At 67.3% G+C, this 21039-nt stretch carries 1 protein-coding gene and 2 pseudogenes; all 3 read left to right on the top strand.

The annotated features are described in order from the left end of the window. The first annotated feature begins 22 nt into the window (after window positions 1-22). Window positions 23-5548, top strand: a complete 5526-nt coding sequence (locus tag ACQP0C_RS24225) for a type I polyketide synthase (RefSeq protein WP_433723370.1) — start codon at window positions 23-25, stop codon at window positions 5546-5548. A gap of 158 nt (window positions 5549-5706) precedes the next feature. Continuing rightward, a pseudogene (locus tag ACQP0C_RS24220) lies at window positions 5707-15648 on the top strand (SDR family NAD(P)-dependent oxidoreductase); the annotation flags it as partial. Window positions 15649-15790: 142 nt separating this feature from the next. Then, window positions 15791-20989, top strand: a pseudogene (locus ACQP0C_RS24215) (SDR family NAD(P)-dependent oxidoreductase); the annotation flags it as partial. Window positions 20990-21039 lie beyond the last annotated feature (50 nt).

The following is a 21039-nucleotide window of genomic DNA, read 5'->3' as shown; positions in this document are numbered from 1 at the left end:
TGCGAAATCTATTGAGGCGACTATGAATACTTCCACGCAGGATCTCGTCGAAGCACTACGCAAATCGGTCCGGGAAAACAAGCTGCTCCGGAAAATGAACGAGGAGGCGCTGTTCGCGCAGCGGGAACCGATAGCAATTGTCGGTCTCGGGTGTCGTTTCCCCGGTGGGGTGGCGTCGGCGGAAGAGTTGTGGGAGCTGGTGGCGGGCGGCCGGGAGGCCACCGGAGAGTTCCCGCTGGATCGGGGATGGGACCCGGACCTCTACGACCCCGATCCCGATGTGGCCGGTAAGTCCTATACGCGGTCGGGCGGGTTCGTCTATGACGCAGGAGATTTCGACGCGGCATTCTTCGGGATCAGTCCACGCGAGGCCGTGGCGATGGACCCCCATCAGCGGCTGCTGCTCGAAACATCCTGGACCGCATTGGAAGACGCGGGTATCGACCCGATGTCGCTGCGCGGCAGCAGTACCGGGGTCTTCGCCGGGTTGATCGATCAGGGGTATGGCGCCGGGCCCGAGCGCAGCGTGGACGTCGAGGGACTCCGGCTCACGGGGTCCACCGCGAGCGTGGTGTCGGGTCGGGTGGCGTACGTGCTCGGCCTGCAGGGGCCTGCCGTGACCATCGATACGGCGTGCTCCTCGGCCTTGGTGACCATGCATCTGGCCTGTCAGTCGTTGCGTTGCGGGGAAAGCGACCTGGCTCTGGCGAGCGGGGTGACCGTGGTGTCCTCGTCGGAAGTCTTCGTGGAGCTGAGTCGGCAACGCGCGATTTCGCCGGATGGACGAAGCAAGTCGTTCGCGGCGTCGGCCGATGGCACCGGCTGGTCGGAAGGGGTGGGAGTGCTCGTCCTGGAACGGCTGTCGGATGCCAGGCGTAACGGCCACCGGGTGCTGGCGGTGGTGCGTGGCAGTGCCGTGAACCAGGATGGCGCGAGCAACGGCCTGACCGCTCCGAACGGCCCCGCACAGCAACGGGTCATCGGTGCCGCCCTGGGGAATGCTGGGCTGTCGGCCGCCGACGTGGATGTGGTCGAAGCACACGGCACCGGAACCACATTGGGCGATCCGATCGAGGCGCAGGCGATTATCGCAACCTACGGGCAGGGGCGGCCGGTGGATCGGCCGCTGTGGCTGGGGTCGGTGAAATCCAACTTGGGCCACACCCAGGCCGCGGCAGGCGCTGCCGGGGTGATCAAGATGATCATGGCCATGCGGCACGGTGTGCTGCCGCGGACGCTGCACGTGGATGCGCCTACCCCGCATGTGGATTGGTCGGCCGGCGCGGTGCGGCTGGTGACCGAGGCTCGGCCGTGGGACACATCCCCGGAGCGGCCGCGGCGGGCGGGTGTCTCCTCGTTCGGGATCAGTGGCACCAACGCACACATAATTCTCGAGCAGGTGCCCGAGTTCGATCCGCAGTACCCAGGTGACGCCGAGCCATCGGGTGTCGTGGAGATTTCGGCTCGAACGCCGTGGGTGGTATCGGGCCGGACCCCCGCCGCGCTGGCGGCCCAGGCCGAGCGACTACAACAGTTCGTATCGGCGAATGCGGACGCGGAAATCTCCGACATCGCGGTGGCGCTGCTGCGGCGGTCGAGGTTCGAGCATCGCGCCGTGGTGCTCGGCGCCGGTCGCGACGACATGCTGAGCGGATTGTCGGCATTGGCGCGGGGGATACCCGCAGTTGATGTGGTGACCGGTCGAGTGCGTACCTCTGGCGGGACGGTTTTCGTATTTCCCGGGCAGGGCTCGCAGTGGGTGGGCATGGGCCGTGAGCTGCTGGATTCGTCGCCGGTGTTCGCGCGGCGAATGGGCGAGTGCGCGGCGGTGATTCAGCCATTGGTGGATTGGCCGTTCACGGCTGCGGTGCGGGGATCGGAGCAGGCGCCGTCGCTGGAGCGTATCGAGGTCCTGCAGCCGGTGTTGTTCGCGATGATGGTTTCGCTCGCCGAAGTGTGGCGTTCGGTCGGAATCGAACCGGATGCGGTGGTGGGGAGTTCGCAGGGGGAGATCGCGGCGGCGTGTGTTGCCGGATGCCTGCCCCTGGCGGAAGCTGCGCGCATCGTGGTGGCCCGGTCGCGGTTGTTCGCCGAGGAGATGGTGGGGCGTGGGCACATCGTTTCGGTGGCGGCGCCGGAGTCGGTGGTGGCCGAGCGGTTGGCCGGTGTGCCGGATGTCTGGCTGGCCGGAGTCAACGGTCCGGCCTCGGTGACCGTCGCGGGTGCCACCGAGGCGGTCGAGGGTTTGGCAAAGACTCTGCAAGACAGCGGGATTCGAGTTCGGACGGTGGCGTCGTCGGTAGCTTCGCATTCACCGATGGTGGAGCCGGTGCGGACGAATGTGCTCGATCTGCTGTCTTTCGTCCACCCGGTGCCCGGTTCGGTGGCCTTCTATTCGACCGTATCGGCACAAAGCACGGATGGACGCGAACTCGATGCCGAGTACTGGTACGGGAACTGCCGATATCCAGTGCTCTTCGAGCGCACGGTGCACCAGCTCCTCCACGACGGTTTCGACCGCTTCATCGAAGTGAGTCCGCATCCGGTGCTGGTCATGGCGATCGACGAGATCGCCGCCGACCGGGGAGTCGCGGTGTCGGCGACGGCCTCCCTCCGACGGGACGAGGGCGGTTGGACGCGCTTGTCGACCTCCATGGCCGAAGCCTTCACCGCGGGCGTGGATGTGGATTGGTCGGCGTTACTCGGCGGTCGTGGTCGGTGGGTGGAGTTGCCGGCGTACGCGTTCGAGCGGCAGCGGTATTGGCTGGAATCTGTTCGGGGTGGTGGTGATCCGGCGGCGTTGGGTTTGGCCGGTGCGGGGCATCCGTTGCTTGGCGCGGTGCTCGACAGCGCTGCCGACGGTGGTGTGGTGCTGACCGGATCGTTGTCCCTGGCGACGCAACCCTGGCTCGCCGAGCACGGTGTGCGTAACACCGTGATCTTTCCCGGGGCCGGGCTCGTCGAACTGGTCGCCGTGGCGGGTGATCGGGTCGGTTGCCCGGTGGTGGGTGAGTTGCTGTTGCAGGCGCCGTTGGTATTGCCCGAGGTCGGCGGTGTGCGGGTCCAGGTGGTCGTCGAGGGCCCCCAGGATTCCGGCGAGCGCGCCGTGCGGGTCTTCTCCCGCCCCGAGGACGGTGTCGTGCAGGGGGATTCATGGACGCTGCATGCGCAGGGGTCGCTGCGTCGCGAACGAATCGTGACCGTGGAACCGGAGGCGCACCAGTGGCCCCCGCGGGGCGCGGTTCCGGTGGATGTCGCTGGTTTGTACCAGCGTCTTGCCGAGCGCGGTTACGACTATGGTCCCGCGTTCCAGGGCTTGTCGGCGGCCTGGCGAGCCGGTGATGCTGTGTATGCGGAGGTGATTCTGCCGGAATCGGTTGCGGGCCGATCAGATTCGTTCGTCGTTCATCCCGCCTTGCTGGACGCGGCCCTGCACGCCGCCTTCCTGGTCGAACCGGCAGCCTCCTCGGAACTGCTGCTGCCCTTCGCCTGGACCGGTGTCACCGTGCACAGCCACGGTGCCAGGAGGGTGTGGGTACGCGCCACGACCAACACCGATGCGGCCGAACGGAGAATATCGCTGTTGGTAGCCGACGGCGCCGGAAATCTGGTTGTCACCGTCGACGACCTGGCGCTGCGGCCGGTATCGCAGGAGCAACTGAGCGCGGCGGCGCACGGCCCGACCCAGGCACTGCACCGGGTGGATTGGGTTGCGCTGGATGCCGCCGGCACCGCCGCGGCAGGCGGCCCGAGACATCGGGTCGACCTGGATGGGGCCGAGGTCCTGCTGGACGAAGTGGAGGCACCGGGCAGCGACGGACCTGTGCGAGTGCCGACAACGTTGGTGGTGCAGTGTCGTGGTTCCGAGGACACCGAGGTCGATGTGGTGTCGGCCGTGCACGCGACGGTCGGCCGGGTGCTGTCGTTGGTGCAGCGTTGGCTGGCCGCGGCCGGGACCGTGAGTGCGCGGCTGGTGCTGGTGACGCGCGGTGCGGTCGCGTGTGGTGCGGCGGAGTCGGTATCGGATCCGGTGGCTGCGGCGGTGTGGGGTTTGGTGCGGTCGGCGCAATCGGAGAATCCGGGGCGGATCATGCTGGTGGACGTCGAGGACTGGGACACCGAATCGCCGCTTACGGACGAATTGCTCGGTGCGGAACCGCAATTGGCGATCCGCGGCGACCGGTTGCGCGTGCCCAGGCTGGCCCGCGCCTTGGTATCGACGGCAGGGCCGCGTGCTCTTCTATCCGGGACCGTGCTGGTGACAGGCGGTACCGGCGGCTTGGGTGCGGTGTTGGTGCGGCATCTGGTGGCCGAGTACGGGGTCCGGCGACTGGTGTTGGTCTCCCGACGTGGTCCTGCCGCGCCGGGCGCCGCCGAACTGGTGGCGGACTTGGCGGAGTCGGGTGCTGTGGCCGAGGTGGTCGCCTGTGATGTGAGCGATCGGGCGCAGTTGGCCGCGGTGCTCGCCGCGATTCCCGCGGCGCATCCGTTGGCGTTGGTGGTGCATGCGGCTGGGGTGCTCGATGACGGTGTGATCTCGTCGTTGACCGCATCGCGGTTGGCGGCGGTGTTGGCGGCGAAGGCGGATGCGGCATGGTATCTGCACGAGTTAACGGTGGATCTGGATTTGGCCGGGTTTGTGCTGTTTTCCTCTGTCGCCGGGACTTTGGGTACTGCGGGCCAAGCGGGTTATGCCTCGGCGAACGCTTTTCTGGATGGCTTGGCTTCTTACCGGCGTGGTCGGGGCTCGGTGGCTACCTCCATCGCCTGGGGACTGTGGCAGCGGACCACCGAAATGGGAGCTCATCTCACCGACACCGACCTGACCCGGCTGCAGCGCGCAGGAGTGCTGCCGATCTCGGACGAGCAGGGCGCCGAACTGTTCGATCTCGCTATCGCACAGGCGAATAACCCGCTGGCGATCGCTGTTCGGCTGAACCGGCACGCACTGCGCGATCCGATGACCACCGGTGACAGTCCACTGCTGCGGGATCTGGTTCCGGTGCGTCGGCACGCCGCGAACGAACCGCGCGAACGATCCTTCGCCACACGCCTGGTCGATCTCGACCATGAGCAGCAGCACGAGGCGATCCTCGAACTGGTCCGCCGCCAGGCTGCGGCGGTGCTGGGTTTCTCGACCGAGGATGGCGTCGAGTCGGATCATTCCTTCAAGTCGCTCGGATTCGATTCGTTGCGGGTCCTGGAGTTCCGGAATCGACTCGAGCCGACGATCGGCGTCAGCTTGCCGGTGGCCGCTGTCTTCGACCATCCCACTCCGCGTGCATTCGCCGCTTTCCTGCACCGGACCGTGCTCGGAATCGATTCCACTGCCGCGGGATCCAGTTATGACGAGGAATCGGAGCTGAGGCGGATTCTGCTCGACATCCCGATATCGAGACTGCGGGAAACCGGACTGCTGGGGCGCCTGCTCGAACTGGCCAGTGGGGCCGAGCCCGATGGCGAATTGGGCGGCGGCGACATCGACGCGATGGATGTCGACGCCCTGCTGTCGCTGGCTCGCGACTTGACCGAGTCCGAGGGTTTCTGACCCGCCCCGCACTGGACTTGTTGAACTTCATAGACAGAGGAATGCTCGAAATGGCAGAGAACGAAGCCGAAATCCTCGACATGCTGCGTGCATCGGTCAAACAGGTGTCCGCGCTGCGCCGGGAAAATCGAAAGCTGCTGGCGGCCAGGGTGCCCGAGCCGATCGCGGTGGTCGGGATAGGGTGCCGCTTTCCCGGTGGCGTGGTTTCGGCAGAGCAGCTGTGGGAGCTGGTGGCGGGTGGCCGGGATGTAGTCGGTGGCTTCCCCAGCGATCGAGGCTGGGATGTGGCGGGATTGTTCGATCCCGATCCCGGTGCGGTGGGCAAGTCGTCTGTGCGTGACGGTGGATTCTTATATGACGCAGGGAAATTCGATGCGGCATTCTTCGATATCAGCCCTCGGGAGGCGGCTGCGATGGACCCCCAGCAGCGGGTGCTGCTGGAAACAACCTGGGAAGCACTCGAAGATTCCGGCATCGATCCGGTGTCGTTGCGCGGCAGCAGCACCGGCGTATTCGCGGGGGTGATCGACCAGGGCTACGCGGCAGGTCCGGACGTGACCCCGGAAGCCGAAGGCTTTCGGATGACGGGGTCCACCGCGAGCGTCGTATCCGGTCGGGTGTCGTATGCGCTCGGTCTGGAAGGGCCCGCGGTGAGCGTGGATACGGCGTGTTCGTCGTCGTTGGTGGCGCTGCATCTGGCGTGTCAGTCGCTGCGGTCGGGGGAGTCGGCGCTGGCGTTGGCGGGCGGCGTTACCGTGATGGCCACGCCGATCGTGTTCACCGAGTTCTCGCGGCAGTCCGGCCTGTCCTGGGACGGGAGATGCCGGGCGTTCGCGGGTGCGGCGGACGGGACAGCGCTTTCCGAAGGGGCGGGGGTGCTCGTCCTGGAGCGGTTGTCGGATGCACGACGCAATGGTCGACGGGTGTTGGCGGTGATCCGTGGCTCGGCGGTCAATCAAGACGGTGCCAGCAATGGGCTGACCGCCCCGAATGGTTCATCGCAGCAACGAGTTATCGGCGCCGCCCTGGCGAATGCAGGGTTGGCGGCCGCTGACGTGGACGCCGTCGAAGCCCATGGGACCGGAACCAAGCTCGGCGATCCGATCGAGGCCCAGGCGATCATGGCCACGTACGGGCAGGGGCGTGCGCACGATGATCCGTTGTGGCTGGGTTCGGTGAAGTCCAACCTGGGCCATACCCAGGCAGCGGCCGGTGTCGCGGGCATCATCAAGATGATCATGGCCCTGCGGCACGAAGTACTGCCGCAGACCCTGCACGTGGATACGCCTACCCCCCATGTGGATTGGTCGGCTGGAACGGTGCGGTTGCTGACCGAGGCCCGGGCATGGAACACGGTGGGACGGCCACGCCGGGCCGGTGTGTCGGCGTTCGGAATCAGCGGCACCAATGCCCATGTCATCCTCGAGCAAGCGTCCGATCCAGACCCGGCCGAGGGGCCCGATACCGTTGCGGACCCGGTGGTTTCGCCGGTAATTCCGTGGGTGGTATCGGCCAGGTCTCCTGCGGCTCTACGTGATCAAGCCGAGCGGCTGTTGGAGTTGGTGTCGGGGGACGCGGATCTGGATGCCGCCGATCTGGGGGCATCGCTCCTGCGGCGGACGGTGTTCGAACATCGGATGGTGGTGCTCGGCCGTGACCGCGGCGAGTTGATCGCGGGCCTGCGCGGGGCGTCGCACACGGCGTCCGGACCGGCTGCCGGTGTGGTCCACGGGAGGGTGCGGGCACCCGGCAAGACGGTGTTCGTGTTCCCCGGACAAGGCTCGCAGCGCACCGGCATGGGGCGGCAGCTTCATGCCGAGTTCCCGGTATTCGCTGCGGCTTTCGACGAGATCGTCACCGCATTGGATCGGTATCTGCCCCGCCCGCTACGCGAGGTGCTCTGGGGTGATGACGAAAAGCTCCTTGCTCGAACAGATTTCGCTCAGGCCGGGCTGTTCGCGGTTGAGGTCGCGCTGTTCCGGCTGCTCGAGAGTTGGGGTGTGCACCCGGACTACCTGCTGGGGCACTCGATCGGTGAGATCGTTGCCGCACACGTGGGTGGGGTGTTGTCGCTGCCGGATGCGTGCCGGTTGGTCGGCACACGCGGGCGGTTGATGCAGTCGTTGCGCGCCGACGGTGCGATGGTGGCCGTCGAGGCCGGTGTCGACGAGGTGGCAGCCCTACTGACCGAGGGTGTCGATATCGCGGCCGTGAACGGCCCGCGGGCAGTGGTGATCTCGGGCATCGAGGACGCGGTCGCCGCCACCGAACAGGTGCTGATCGAGCAGGGGCGCCGGACACATGGGTTGCCGGTGTCACACGCCTTCCATTCGGCACTGATGGCGCCGATGCTGGGGCAGTTCGCACAAGAGCTGGTCGGAATCACGGTGTCGCCCAGTCGCATCCCGATCGTTTCCAACCTGACCGGTGCGCTGGCCGAGCCCGGGTACGGATCGGTGGACTATTGGGTCGAGCATGTCCGCCGGCCAGTGCTTTTCGCCGACAGTATCCGGGTGCTGCGGGACTTTCAGGTCGAACGGTCCGTCGAGATCGGGCCCGGCACAACGCTGACGGCACTGCTCACCGGCCAATTGCTGCCCGAGGACCGATCGTCCGCGGCCGAGCAGACGGTGGTTTCGACGCTGCGTCGAAACCACGGCGAGTCCGTCGCGGTCCTCACCGCCGTGTCCAAGATCTTCGTTTCGGGCACACCGGTGGCCTGGCCTGCGTTGCTGGGGCACCCGCGCGGTTGGATTCCGCTGCCCACCTATGCCTTTCAGCACGAGCAGTACTGGCTGGACCGGCCGCGACCCGGCGCGCCCGAGGACAATGCCGCTGCGGAGGTCGATACCGCCAGACATCCGCTGCTCGCGGCTGTCACCGGAAATCCCTTCGGCGACAACGACACAGTGCCGGAGTTCGGCGATGCGCTCGCGCAACTGCTCGGTGGCCTCGGACCGCTCGCTTTCCTCGAGTGGGACGGGCTGCACGGCCTGGACTGGATTCCCGTCGGTAGCGCGGCGAGCGATGCGGAGCGAACCTCGGACGTTCAGGTGCTGCGGTGCCGGCCGACGCCGTTGCTGGACCAGCATGGGAGCGTTCCGAACGAGGTCGACGGCGTGCCGACAGCCGTGCACCAGAGCGTGCACGATGTGCTGCGCGCGGTGCAGACCTACCTTGACGACCGACGGTTCCCCGATATCCCCTTGGTGGTGGCGACGCGGTTCGCGGTCGCCTGTGGCCAGCACGGCGTGCGTGATCTGGGCGGGGCGGCTGTCTGGGGGTTGGTCAGGTCGGCCCAAACCGAGCATCCGGGCCGGATCGTGCTCGTCGACGTGGACGACTGGGAGACACCCGAATCGGCACTCGCAGCCGCCGCTTCCCGTGGTGAGCCGCAGGTGGCGATACGGTCCGGGCAGCTGCTCGCACCTCGCATGGAGGTTGTCGCGGTGCGGGCACCTCTGCAGCTGCCCGCCGACGACGCACCGTGGCAGCTGAGCGTCGCCGAGCCGGGCGGACCGGAGCATGTCTCGGTCATCGAAGACAATGAGCACGGCGAACTCGCACAGCGGGAAGTCGCCGTTGCCGTGCGAGCCATCGGATTGGGCGCGCGAGATATCGCGACGGCCATGGCGACCGGACGTGCCGCGGCCGCGGCGCTGGGATACGAAGCGGCTGGCGTCGTGGTCGGCGTCGGTGCGGGAGTCACCGAACTGAGCATCGGTGAGCGCGTTGCGGGCGTCTTCGACAATGGAGTCGGTTCGGTCGCCGTCACCGAGGTGGATCGGCTTGCCCGTATCCCCACCGGGCTTTCCTTCGACCAGGCCGCGGCGATTACCGATCAGCTCAGCACCGCCGACACCGCGGATGCGCGGATTCGATTGCCCGAGATACGAGTATCGGATCTTCGGCGGGCCCCCGAGATCGTCGAGCGACTGTGCCGCGAACAGCTCGGCGGCAAGGATGTTCTGTCGGTTCCGACGGATCTCGCCGCGGGCACGGTGTTGGTGACCGGTGGTACGGGTGGTTTGGGTGCGCTGGTGGCTCGGCATCTGGTGGTCGGCCATGGGGTGCGGCAGCTGATGTTGCTGAGTCGTCGTGGGTTGGCGGCGCCGGGCGCATCGGAGCTGGTGGATGATCTCGTCGGGCTCGGTGCGCAGGTTCGGGTCGTTGCGTGTGATGTGGCGGATCGGTCGGCGTTGCAGCAGGTGTTGGCCGGGATTCCTGCGGAACACCCGTTGACCGGTGTGGTGCATGCGGCCGGGGTGATCGATGACGGTGTGATCGGGTCGTTGTCGGTGGACCGGGTGGATGCGGTGCTGGCGGCGAAGGCGGATGCGGCGTGGCATCTGCATGAGTTGACCGTCGGTTCGGATTTGGCGTTGTTCGTGTTGTTCTCGTCGGCTGCCGGTGTTCTGGGTGGGCCGGGGCAGGGCAATTACGCGGCGGCGAATGCGTTTTTGGACGGGTTGGCGTCGTGGCGTCGCGGGCAGGGTTTGCCTGCGGTATCGATGGCGTGGGGACTGTGGGACATCGCCAGCGGGATGACCGGAAGCCTGGAGGCCGCGGATGCGGCCCGGTTGCAGGCCGCGGGGCTGGATGCGATGTCGGTCGAGCAAGGTCTCGGCTTGTTCGATGCGGCACTCGAGTCCGATCGGGATCTGCTCGTCCCCGTGCGATGGGACAAGGCCGAATTGCGCGCTGCAGGCGAATCGCTGCCACCGATGCTGCGCGAGCTGGCGCCCGCACACCGATCCGGCCCGGTCCAGGACACCCCGGCGACCGGACTCCAGCACCACTTGGCCGAGCTCGATCCGGAGGAACAACTGCGGGCGGTGTCGGCTGAGGTGCGGGCGAATGCTGCGGCGGTACTGGGACATGCCTCGGCAGCGGCGATCGATCTCGACAAAGAATTCGGCGCACTGGGATTCGACTCGCTGACCGCGGTGCAATACCGGAATCGTCTGGAAGCGGCTACCGGCTTGCGATTGTCGCCGGCCATGATCTTCGACCACCCGACACCGCGCACGCTGGCGCGATTCGTTCTCGGAGAACTCACCGGCACAGCGCCTCGGCCCGTGCAATCACTCCAGGCCGCGGCCCTCGATGAGCCGATAGCGGTCGTGGGTGTTGGCTGCCGCTTTCCGGGAGGAGTGGTTTCTGCGCAGGATCTGTGGGAGGTCGTGGCCGGCGGCCGCGATGTCATCGGCGACTTCCCGGCCGACCGCGGGTGGGACGTGGCGGACCTGTTCGATCCCGATCCCGATGCGTCGGGCAAGTCCTATACGCGCTCGGGCGGATTCGTCTACGACGCAGCAGATTTCGATGCCGAGTTCTTCGACATCAGTGCACGTGAGGCGATGGCCATGGATCCCCAGCAGCGGATGCTGCTGGAAACCTCGTGGGAGGCGTTGGAAGACGCCGGGATCGATCCGGTGTCGTTGCGTGGCAGCAGCACCGGTGTCTTCGCGGGGCTGTATGTGGCGGGCTTGGCCACCGAGGGGTACGCCGGAACCGGCTGGATGGCGAGTGCCGCCTCGGGTCGCCTGTCGTATGTGCTCGGTCTGGAAGGGCCTGCGGTGAGCGTGGATACGGCGTGTTCGTCGTCGTTGGTGGCGCTGCATCTGGCGTGTCAGTCGCTGCGGTCGGGGGAGTCGGCGCTGGCGTTGGCGGGCGGAGTGACGGTGATGTCACCACCCGATGTGTTCGTCGAGATGAGCCGCCAACGCGCGCTTTCTCCTGATGGCCGGTGCAAGTCTTTCGCGGAGTCGGCGGACGGGACCGGGCTTTCCGAGGGCTCGGGTGTGCTTGTGCTGGAGCGCTTGTCGGATGCGCTGCGTAATGGCCGCCGGGTGCTGGCGGTGGTGCGCGGTTCGGCGGTGAATCAGGACGGCGCCAGCAACGGATTGACCGCTCCGAATGGTCCGTCGCAGCAAAGGGTCATCGGTGCGGCGTTGGCGAGTGCGGGTTTGTCGGCTGGCGAAGTAGATGCGGTCGAAGCTCACGGCACGGGAACCACACTGGGCGATCCCATCGAGGCGCACGCTCTGCTGGCAACCTATGGGCAGGGGCGGGCGACCGATGATCCGGTGTGGCTGGGTTCGGTGAAATCCAATCTCGGCCACACCCAGGCGGCGGCCGGGGTCGCGGGGGTCATCAAGATGATCATGGCGATGCGACACGGTGTGCTGCCGCGCACCCTGCACGCGGATACGCCCACCCCGCATGTGGATTGGTCGGCGGGTGCGGTGCGGTTGCTGACCGAGGCTCGGACGTGGGATGCCCCGGCGGGTCGGCCACGTCGGGCGGGTGTGTCGTCGTTCGGCATCAGTGGCACCAACGCACACGTGATCCTCGAACAGGCACCCGAACCGGATCCGGAATCGGAAGACCTGGGGGTGCAGGGTGTTTCAACGGTCGTGCCGTGGGTGCTGTCGGCGAAGTCGGCGGCTGCGTTGCGTGCTCAGGCCGAGCGGCTGCTGGGGTTCATCTCCGCGGACCCCGCCCTGGATACCGCCGATATCGGGACGTCGCTGCTGCGCCGGTCGGTATTCGAGCACCGAGCGGTAGTCCTCGGTCACGATCGCGATGAACTCGTCCACGGCTTGGCTTCGGTCGCGCGGGCCGACGCGACAGCCGCCGACGCCGTACTGGGCGTGCGGACACCGGGCAAGACGGTGTTCATCTTCCCCGGGCAGGGTTCGCAGTGGATCGGTATGGGACGCGACTTGCATACCGAATTCCCGGTGTTCGCAAAGAAATTCGACGCAGTCGTGGCGGAACTGGATCGGTATCTACCGCAGCCGTTGCCAGAGGTGATCTGGGGCGATGACGATACGGTGTTGGCCCGAACGGATTTCGCCCAGGCGGGATTGTTCGCGGTCGAGGTGGCGCTGTTCGAGCTGCTCTGCGATTGGGGTGTGCGACCGGACTACCTGATCGGGCATTCCATCGGTGAGGTCGCCGCCGCGCATGTGGGCGGGGTGTTGTCGCTGTCGGACGCATGTCGGCTGGTGGGTACGCGCGGGCGGTTGATGCAGGCGCTGCCCGCTGGCGGGGTGATGGTCGCCGTCGAAGCCGAGCTCGACGAGGTAGCGGCGCTTCTGACCGACGGCGTCGATATCGCCGCCGTGAACGGACCTCGAGCCGTGGTGCTGTCCGGGACCGAGGAGGCGGTCACGGCAATGGGCCGCACTCTGGCCGATCGCGGCCGAAGAACCCGCCGGTTGCAGGTCTCGCACGCATTCCATTCCGCGCTGATGGACCCGATACTCGGCGACTTCGCCGCCGAACTGGCCGGGATCGGTGCGGCACGGGCCGAGATTCCGATCGTCTCGAACCTGACCGGCGAATTGGCCGGCGACGGTTACGGATCAGCGGACTACTGGGTGCGGCACGTGCGCATGCAGGTGCGGTTCGGCGACAGCATCGAGCTATTGCCGGGCTTGGGTGTCGATCGCGCGGTCGAGGTCGGGCCCGGCGCCGCACTGATGGCAATCCTCGCCCGAGCACACGGACGGGATGCCGTATCGGCGATATCGCTACTGCGCGCTCATCTTCCGGAGATCCCATCGTTGCTGACCGGCGTAAGCGAGTTGTTCGTGGCCGGCGCCGCGGTGGACTGGACCGCGGTGTCAGGCGTGCGCGGCCGCCGAGTGTCCTTGCCGCCGTACGCATTTCAGCGACGCAGGTATTGGCCCTACGCCGCGCCCAAACCAGGTGACGCGGCGGCGCTGGGGTTGGGCGCGGTCGAGCACCCCGTGCTGGGCGCCGTGGTGCCGACCCCGGCCGACGGCGGGATACTGCTGACCGGACAGTTGTCGCTGGCCACCCACCCTTGGCTGGCCGATCACGTGGTGCGCGGCGTTGTGCTGTTCCCTGGCGCCGGCTTCGTCGAACTGGCCATGCGCGCCGGCCTGGAGGCGGGATGCGCGACCGTGCGGGAATTGGTACTGCGCGCGCCGCTGCTGATTCCGGAGCGGGGACGGGTGCAGTTGCAGGTCGTGGTCGCCGGGCAACAGGAATCCGGTGACCGGCGGTTGGCGGTCTACGCCCGAATCGAGGGCGGAGACAGCGAGGACAGCCCTTGGACACTGCACGCGGAGGGTGCACTCGGTACCGCGGACACCACGGCCGCACCGGTTATGAGACAGTGGCCGCCGCAAGACGCGACGGCAGTGGATCTTTCCCACGCCTACGATCGGCTCGCCGATCGCGGGTACGGGTATGGTCCGATGTTCCAAGGGCTGCGAGCGGTCTGGCGGCGCGGCACCGAGATATTCGCCGAAGCCGAGCTGCCGGAAGGGTTGCCGGACAGCCGGACCGGATTTCAGATCCACCCGGCGATCTTGGACGCCGTGCTGCACCCCCTCGTGGTGGCGGCGGAGCAACCCGATACCGGTGCAGCGGTCTTCCTGCCGTTCGCGTGGACCGACATCACCCGACACCGCACCGCGGACTCGACCGTGCGTGCGCGCATCGTTCGCGCGGGAGACGGCTTTTCGGTGACGGTGACCGATCGTTACGGCGACCCGGTGCTGTCGGTGGGTGGTCTGTCGTCGCGGCCGGTCAGTAGCGAACAACTCGGCGCGACGCGGCACGGCGACGCACTGTTCGAGATCGCGTGGGACGAGGTGCGCGTCGCGGGATCCGATGCGACGGTGCGGGATTGGGCCACCGTGGCGGATTCCGATGAGTCGGCCGATGTGGTGGTTCTGCGAGTCCCGGCCGATGCGCCGGTACGTGAAAGCGTCGGTGTGGTCTTCGCGGTGCTACAGCGTTGGCTGGCCGCGGAGCGGTTCGCCCAGGCACGGCTGTTGGTGGTCACCACGGGGGCGGTCGCGGTGCCCGGCCGAGCGGTTTCGGATCCGTCCGCCGCGGCGGTGTGGGGTCTGGTGCGGTCGGCCCAGTCGGAGAATCCCGGACGGTTCGCGCTGGTCGATACCGATGATTCGGTGGATACGGCGCTGGTGGCCGGGTCGGACTCACCGGAGCTGGTCGTGCGGGAGAAGCGAGTGCTGGCGCCGCGGCTGGCCCGGATTCCGATGGGCGCCCGGGCACACCGGCGGTTGGACCCCGCGGGCACCGTGGTGGTGACCGGGGGCACGGGTGCGTTGGGTGCGCTGGTGGCGCGGCATCTCGTGGTCGACCATGGCGTGCGGCGTTTGGTGCTGGTGAGCCGTCGCGGGCCGGCGGCGCCGGGTGCGCCGGAGTTGGTGGACGAACTCACCGAGTTGGGTGCGCTGGTGCGGGTTGCGGCGTGTGATGTGGCGGATCGGTCGGCGTTGGCGCGGGTGTTGGCCGAGATTCCTGCCGAGCACCCGCTGACCGGTGTCGTGCACACGGCCGGGGTGGTCGACGACGGTGTGATCGGTTCGCTGACGGCGGATCGGGTTGACGCGGTGTTGGCAGCGAAAGCTGAAGCAGCATGGCACTTACACGAATTGACTGCCGGTTCGGATCTGGCGTGGTTCGTGTTGTTCTCTTCTGCGGCCGGGATATTGGGTGGTCCAGGTCAGGGCAACTACGCGGCGGCGAATGCGTTCCTGGACGGATTGGCGTCGTTGCGTGGCGCTCAGGGATTGCCCGCGGTGTCGATGGCCTGGGGCCTGTGGGATGTGGCCGGCGACATCACGCGACATCTGACCGCCGCGAACACGGCCCGAATGCGGGCCATCGGAATCAGCGCGATACCGGTCGAAGCTGGCCTCGCGTTGTTCGACGCGGCCCTGGATTCCGGCCTCGAACTGGTCGTTCCGATGCCGTTGGAGATGGCGGGATTGCGTGCGGCCGGGGATGGGCTGCCCCCGTTGCTGCATGCGCTGGCGCCCCGTCGTCGCGCACAGCGCGCGCCCGAGACCGGGCTCGGCCAACGACTGCGCAATCGCACCGCGGACCAGCAGCGCGAACTCCTGCGCGAGCTGGTCGTCGAGGAAGTCACGAAAGCATTGGGCCAGAGCCGAGTTGTAAGGATCGATCAGAGCTTCGACGAACTCGGATTCGACTCCCTGGCCGCGCTCGAACTGCGTAACAGCCTCGCGAACATTGTCGGGGTCGGATTGCCCGCGACGCTGCTGTTCGACTATCCGACTCCGGATGCGGTGGCGGCGCAACTGCAGTCGGTCATTACCGGATCAGATCCACAATTCTCGGGCACCGAAAAGCCCGTCGCCGATATCGATGCCTTCGACGGTATGAGCGAAGACGAACTATTCGAGCACGTCATGCGGAACAGGTGAGCAGATGGCCATTTCCAGAGAGAACCTAGTCGAAGCCTTGCGCGCCGCCGCGAAGGAAAATGAGCTGCTACGCCGGGAGCCGATCGCCGTCGTGGGTATCGGCTGTCGCTACCCAGGCGGGGTGTGGTCGGCGGACGGTCTGTGGGACGTGGTCGCGCAAGGCCGGGACGTCGTAGGTGAATTTCCCCCGGATCGCGGTTGGGATCTGGCTGGGCTGTACGACCCGGATCCGGAAGCCGCGGGGAAAAGCTACGTGCGGGAAGGTGGATTCCTGTATGACGCGGGGAAATTCGATGCCGGATTCTTCGGCATCGGCCCGCGCGAGGCGGTCGCGATGGATCCTCAGCATCGGCTGCTGCTGGAAACATCCTGGGAGGCATTGGAAGACGCCGGTATTGATCCGGTTTCGCTGCGTGGCAGCGCGACCGGAGTTTTCGCAGGGGTAATGCACCACGAATACGGACTGCAATGGGGTCCGGGTCCTTCGGAGCTGGAAGGGTATCTCGGCAGCGGTAGTGCGGGCAGTATCGCGACGGGCCGGGTGTCCTACACCTTGGGCCTGCAGGGGCCGGCGGTGACGATCGACACCGCCTGCTCCTCGTCATTGGTGGCGCTGCACCTGGCGTGCCAGTCACTGCGGTCGGGAGAGTCGACGCTGGCGCTGGCAGGCGGCGTGACCGTCATGGCAACGCCGGGTGTCTTCATCGATATGAGCCGGCAGCGGGCGTTGTCGCCGGATGGCCGGTGCCGGTCGTTCGCGGACCGGGCGGATGGCACGGGGTGGTCGGAGGGTTCGGGAGTTCTTGTGTTGGAACGACTCTCGGACGCGCGGCGCAATGGTCGCCGGGTGCTGGCAGTGGTGCGTGGTTCGGCGGTGAATCAGGACGGTGCGAGCAATGGTTTGACCGCGCCGAATGGTCCGTCCCAGCAACGCGTTATCGGTGCCGCGCTGGCGAGTGCGGGGTTGTCGGCCGCCGAGGTGGACGCTGTGGAAGCCCACGGAACCGCGACAGTGCTGGGCGATCCGATCGAGGCGCAGGCGTTGCTGGCGACGTATGGGCAGGGGCGGGCGGCCGATGATCCGGTGTGGTTGGGGTCGATCAAGTCGAATATGGGTCATACCCAGGCTGCCGCTGGTGTCGCCGGGGTGATCAAGATGGTGATGGCGATGCGGCACGGCGTGCTGCCGCGGACGTTGCATGTGGATGCGCCGTCGTCGCATGTGGATTGGTCGGCGGGTGCGGTGCGGTTGCTGACCGAGGCCCGGGCGTGGGATGTCCCAGTGGGTCGGCCGCGGCGGGCGGGTGTGTCGTCGTTCGGTATCAGCGGCACCAATGCGCATGTGATCTTGGAGCAGGCACCCGACACCGACCCGGCACCGACCACTTCCATAGCAGGAGAGTCGGATTCGCCGGTGCTCGCATGGATTGTCTCGGCGAAGAGCACACCGGCGCTCGCGGGTCAGGCGCAGCGGTTGCGGCAGTTCGTGGCGGCGAACGAGGGGGTCGATGTCGCTGATGTGGCGGCTGCGCTACTGCAGCGGTCGGCGTTCGAGCACCGTGCGGTCGTACTCGGTAGCGGACGCGACGAGCTATCGGCGGGATTGTCCGCATTGGCACAGGGATCGCCGGCCGCCGGTGTCGTGCAAGGGCAGGCGCCGGCGGCGGGCAAGACCGTGTTCGTCTTTCCCGGCCAGGGCGCACAGTGGATCGGCATGGGGCGTGACCTGCATGCCGAGTTCCCGGTATTCACCAAGGCATTCGACGAGGTCGTCGCGGAACTCGATAGGCACCTGCCGCAGCCGCTGCGGGAGGTGATCTGGGGTGGCGATCGAACATTGCTGGCACGAACGGATTTCACGCAGGCTGGGTTGTTCGCGGTCGAGGTCGCCCTGTTCGCTCTGCTCGAGAGCTGGGGCGTGCGACCGGATTACCTGATCGGCCATTCGATCGGTGAGATCGTGGCCGCCTACGTGGGCGGGGTGCTGTCACTGCCGGATGTCTGCCGATTGGTTGGCGCGCGCGGGCGATTGATGCAGGCACTTCCGGCCGGCGGGGCCATGCTGGCGGTGGACGCCTCGGTGGACGAGGTGTCGGCGGTGCTGCCGGAGGGTGCGGATATCGCCGCGGTGAATGGTCCGCGCGCCGTCGTAGTGTCCGGGACCGAGGCCGCGATTGCCGTGGTGGAGGCGCATTTCGGGGCCGTCGATCGCCGGTTGCGCCGGCTGCGGGTGTCGCATGCCTTCCATTCCGGGCTGATGGAACCGATGCTCGACGAGTTCGCTGCACAACTGGCGGGAATCACGAACTCTCCCACACGGATTCCGATCCTCTCGAACCTCACTGGCGAACTGGCCGGCGATGACTACGGAACCGCGGACTACTGGGTGCGGCATGTGCGGCGGCCGGTCCGATTCGGCGACAGTGTCGGTCTGCTGAGGCAGTTGCGGGTGAACAGGTCCGTGGAGGTCGGACCAGGCACGACGCTGACGGCCATGCTCAGCGGACACCTGGACGGGGCGGGGGCGACAGCGGTGCCGACGCTGCGGCGCAACCTCGGCGAGCGGGTCACGGTGCTGACAGCCCTGTCGACCCTGTTCGTCACCGGCGTGCCCGTTGAGTGGTCCGCTGTGGTCGGTGGCCCTCGGCGGCGGATCGCGCTACCGACCTATGCCTTCCAGCACCAGAACTACTGGCTCGAGGCGCCCGAACACCCGGCGGCGCGACCGAATACCGGGCCCGCCCGGACCGCACGCGCGCTCACGGTGGTCACTCCCGGCGCCACCGGCCGCGACGAGACCATGCCTGCGCAAGGCTGGTTGTTCGAGGTGGTCTGGGATGAAGTGCGGCCTACCGCCGGTACCGATGCGGTGGTTCAGGATTGGGAATCCGTTACGACGTCGGCCGCGCCGGCTGATGTGGTGGTCTTCCGAGTGCCCACGCGTGTGCCGGTGCGCGCACAGGTGAGTGTGGTGCTGGGGGTGGTGCAGCGGTGGCTGACCGAGGATCGGTTCGACGGTTCGCGGTTGATGGTGGTCACCGAGGGGGCGGTGGCGCTGGCGGGTTCGGGGGCATCGGATCCGGTTGCGGCGGCAGCGTGGGGCTTGGTGCGCTCGGCGGAGGCGGAGAATCCGGGCCGGTTCGTGTTGGTGGACACCGATGGTTCGGTGGATCCGGAGGTGCTGGCGGGGTCGGGTCTGCCGGAGCTGCTGGTGCGGGACGGTCGCGTATCGAAGCCACGGCTGGCTCGGATTGTGTTGGGGGACAGTGGCTCCGGACAGCTCGCCGCCGATGGCACGGTGCTGGTGACCGGTGGTACAGGTGGGCTGGGCGCGTTGGTGGCGCGGCATCTGGTTGCCGAGCACGGGGTGCGGCATATGGTGCTGGTGAGTCGTCTCGGTCCGACGGCGCCAGGTGCGTCGGCGTTGGTGGATGAACTCACCGAATCCGGTGCGCTGGTCCGGGTTGTGGCGTGTGATGTGGCGGATCGGCCGGCCTTGGCGCGGGTGCTGGCCGAGATTCCGGCCGAGCATCCGGTGACCGGTGTCATCCACACGGCGGACGGGGCCGACGCGGCTCTGATCACCGGGACCGACGCCGAAACCGTTGCCGCGAGCCTGGTTCCGAATATCGAGGCAGCGATCAACCTGCACGAACTGATCCGGGATCGTGCCGAGACGCTGTTCGTGACGTTGTCGTCGGCGAGTGGGCTCGTCTACTCTGCGGCGCAGGCGCCCGTGGCCGCCGCTGGAGCCGTTCTGAACGCGCTGGCGCAGCAGCGCCGAGCCATGGGACTGTCCGCTGTCACGCTGTCCGTCGGTCCCGTCGAGGGTGTCGGATTCGGTGCGCTGGTCGAAGAATTGCAGCTGGAGCGCCTTCGGCGGCAAGGGGTCGAGCAGTTCCTGGCATCGGAGATCGGTGAGGTGTTCGATGCGGCTCTCGGCGAGGCATCGCCGGTGTTGCTGGTCCCGATCAAGATCGGCCCAGCGCCGCACACGCACCTGGCGAGCGGGCACGTGCCACCGTTGCTGGAGAACATCGCGACCGAAGCCGGGCGCGGGGCACGCCTCGAGGGCGAGCGGGGGCTCGGCGGCGATCGGTCCGTACGTCCGGACGAGCTACCGGAGGTGATCCGGAAGATCGTCGCCACGGTGCTCGGCTATGGCAGTCCCGAAGCGCTCGATCCCATGCGGTCACTGGTCGAGATGGGAATGGATTCGCTGAGCATGCTCGAAATCCAGAGCATGCTCACCCGATACACCGGCGTGAAGGTGGCGCCCACCGTCATCGCGCAGTCGGAGAATCTGCACGAGCTGAGCGAGCACGTGCTGGACGCGATCGGCAGCGACGGTGTCGGCACCAGCGAGTCGCCGAGGCAACGTGACGGGGTGTGGACGTGGTTGATCGGCGCATTCGAGTCGGGGCGATACGAGGCAGGGTTCCACTTCCTGAATGCCGCTGCCGCCCTGCGCCCTACGTTCGATAGTTTGGCAGCGCTCGGCAAGGCGCCGGCACCGGAGGCGCTTTCGACCAGCGCGTCAGGCCCGCGCCTCATCGCACTGACCATCCCGGCGCTGACCGGTGGCATCCGGCAATACGGCAAGATCGCGCCACATTTGCAGGACCGGCTCGAGGTCGTCGAGGTGCCACTGCCAGGCTTCGCCGCGGGCGAGCGGTTGCCGCAGAACCTGGAGATCGCAGTGGAGTTCCTGGTGCAGGCGGTTCTCGAGGTGGCGCAGGGCGATCCGTTCATGTTGAGCGGTTACAGCTCCGCCGGTGTCATCGCCTATGCGGTCGCCCGGCGGATCGAGGCGCTCGGCGCATCGAATCTGCACGGAGTGATCATGCTCGACAGCTATCTGCCGACTACAGATGGGTGGGGCGCGCCAATAGAATTCATCATGGACGGCTCATTGGCACAGCGGCTGCCGCTGATCTCGGACATGTTTGCCGAGCAACCCGACGAGGCCGAGGCATGGCTGACCGCACGAGCGGTCTGGGGCTATTACCTGAAATCGATCGACGGCCAGCAGATCGGCGCACCGGTGCTGCAGATTCAGTGTGCGGTGCCGCGTTCCAGGACATCTGACGAAGGAACCATCGAACTGCCGCTGACGACGCGATGGCACGACGACCACGATCTGCGGCCCGTGCCGTTCGATCACTTCAACATTGTGATCGACGGCGCCGCCGAGGTAGCCGAGGAAATCGCGGGCTGGACACAGGCCACGGTGGCTCCGCGAAGCGCGCAATG

Source organism: Nocardia sp. CA-129566 (assembly GCF_050956075.1).
Taxonomy (GTDB): Bacteria; Actinomycetota; Actinomycetes; order Mycobacteriales; family Mycobacteriaceae; genus Nocardia.
Note: the sequence above shows the minus strand (reverse complement) of the source record. Positions and strands in the feature narration are given on the sequence as shown.

What these genes read in the sequence shown, in the direction of transcription:
- ACQP0C_RS24225 (WP_433723370.1), top strand. Translation starts at nt 23, where the DNA reads ATGAATACTTCCACGCAGGATCTCGTCGAAGCACTACGCAAATCGGTC.